The following is a 2160-nucleotide window of genomic DNA, read 5'->3' on the forward strand; positions in this document are numbered from 1 at the left end:
CGGGATTGTGCTGAATTACCATGAACCGGCCCAGACCTTCCTCGAGGGAGTCATAGCCAGGGGCGACCGCGGGATAGCCGACGTGATTGAGAAAGCCTGGAAGAGCGGCGCCCGCTTCGACGGCTGGTCCGAGTGCTTCGACAGGGAAAGATGGACGAGGGCCTTCGCCGACGCGGGCATCGATCCGGCGGAATACGCCGGCAGGACAAGGGAGTGCGACGAGGCCTTTCCCTGGGAGGTCATTGATGCGGGCGTCAGCCGTTCCTTCCTCTGGGCGGAGAGGGTGAGAGCCCTGGCGGGGGAACTGACCACCGATTGCAGGGGCGGGACTTGCAACCTGTGCGGGTGGCAGGAGAGGGATTGCGAAGGTTTCGGAGGCGGCCGATGGCAAGGGTCAGGTTGATCTTCTCCAAGAGAGGGCGGGTCTGCTTCGTGCCCCACGTGGAAATGCCGGCCCTCTTTTGCCGCGCCTTTCGGAGAGCCGGCGCCAGGATCCAGTTGACCGAGGGCATGAGCCCCCGCCCCAAGATCAGCCTTGGACCGGCCCTCCCCGTCGGTGTCCCGGCCCTGGAAGAACCCTTGGAAGTATGGGTCGAGCACTGGGAAGGGGGCATCGGCGAAAGCGTCAACGATTTTCTCCCCCAAGGCGTGACCGTCCTGAGGTTTGGCGTCGTCGAGGGAAGGCCTCGGCTTAACGAGGAGTGCGCGGCCGCCCTCTATGGCGTTTATTTCAGGGAAACCCGGGCCTTTGAAAGGATCAGGGCGATGGTATCCGATGGGTGGGTTCCCGTTGGGCGGACCCTGGACATCTCAGCCTCGGAAGGGTGGATGGACGTGGCGGTGGCGTCGCCGGGCCAGACCGGCGGCGGCACGATCGTAAAGAGCCTTGTGAAGGAAGGAGTGGTCCGCTCCTGGAGCGAACTGTTGGTCACGAGGCTGGCCGTGGGTGGCTGGTCGGGGGAAAGGGTCACTCCCCTGACTTGCGAAGGGGGTGAACCAGGATGATCTCCGACAGGAAGGTCTTCGCCAACGCGATAGATCCCGAGGAGACCAGGGTCGCCGTCGTCGAGGGGGGCCGCCTCAACGAGATATTCGTGGAACGGATGTGGGACCGCCAGCGGAGCGGCGAGATCTATAAAGCCAGGGTCGACAGCGTCCTACCGGGGATGAATGCGGCCTTCGTGAACCTCGGGGAGGGGCGCAACGCCTTCCTGTATCTCGAGGACGCGAGGGGCAGCAAGGTGAGGCAGAACGCGGAACTCCTGGTCCAGGTGACGAAGACGGCAAGGAAGGGCAAGGGGGCCAGGGTGACCACGAGGATATCCCTTCCGGGAAGGTTCCTTGTCCTCGTTCCGGGGGGTAACGAGACAGGTGTCTCGAGGCGCATCCCCGAGGAACGAAGGGAACGGCTGAGGGCGCTGGCGCGGAAGATCAGGCCCGATGATTTCGGGATCATCGTGAGGACGGCCGCCGAGGGCGCGGACAGGGAACTGCTGGAAATGGACCTGGAAAACCTGGTCCAGCTTTGGGAAGGCATCGTCCGCATGGCCCGGGAACAGGACGCTCCCTGCCTCATCTACCAGGATCTGAGCCTGGTGGGACGAATACTCAGGGACGAACCCTTCGGCCCGGTGGACGAGATCGTCGTGGACAGCCGGGAGGAATACGAAAATATCCTCTCCTTCCTCGAGCGATTCCCCTCCAACGGGGCTCCTCCCGAGGTGAGCCTCCACGGGGGCAATATCCCGATCTTCGAATTCTGGGGCATCGAGAAGGACCTGGAGTCGGCTCTCGACAGGAAAGTATGGCTCGAATCCGGGGCCTACCTCGTGATAGACCAGACCGAGGCCCTGACGGTGATCGACGTCAACACCGGAAAGTACACCGGCGAGGGCGATCCCAGGAGCACCATCCTGAAGACGAACCTCGAGTCGGCGCGGGAGATCGCCCGACAGTTGAGGTTGAGAGCCCTGGGAGGAATCGTGGTCATCGACTTCATCGACATGGATGACGAGGAGGACCAGGAAGAACTGCTGGGGACGCTGAGAGAACTTTTCAGGAACGACCGCGCCAGGGCAAGAGTCTTCGGCGTCACCGGCCTCGGCCTGGTGGAACTTACCAGGAAGAGGGCCCGTTCCGATATAAGGGCCTCCTTCACGA

At 63.1% G+C, this 2160-nt stretch carries 3 protein-coding genes; all 3 read left to right on the top strand.

All coding sequences use genetic code 11. The features are described 5' to 3' along the window. A partial coding sequence (locus GX108_03620; protein ID NLO56132.1) for a B12-binding domain-containing radical SAM protein occupies positions 1-403 on the top strand: 403 nt, incomplete at its 5' end. Beyond that, entirely contained in the window at positions 385-1005 is a 621-nt protein-coding gene (locus GX108_03625; protein ID NLO56133.1) for a DUF2344 domain-containing protein, read from the top strand. The genes GX108_03620 and GX108_03625, both read left to right, overlap by 19 nt. Then, on the top strand, positions 1002-2160 hold a 1159-nt coding region (locus GX108_03630), incomplete at its 3' end, for an Rne/Rng family ribonuclease (GenBank protein NLO56134.1). The genes GX108_03625 and GX108_03630, both read left to right, overlap by 4 nt.

The organism is Thermovirga sp., assembly GCA_012523215.1.
In the GTDB taxonomy this organism is placed as follows: Bacteria; Synergistota; Synergistia; order Synergistales; family Thermovirgaceae; genus 58-81.

What these genes read in the sequence shown, in the direction of transcription:
- GX108_03625 (NLO56133.1), top strand. Translation starts at nt 385, where the DNA reads ATGGCAAGGGTCAGGTTGATCTTCTCCAAGAGAGGGCGGGTCTGCTTC.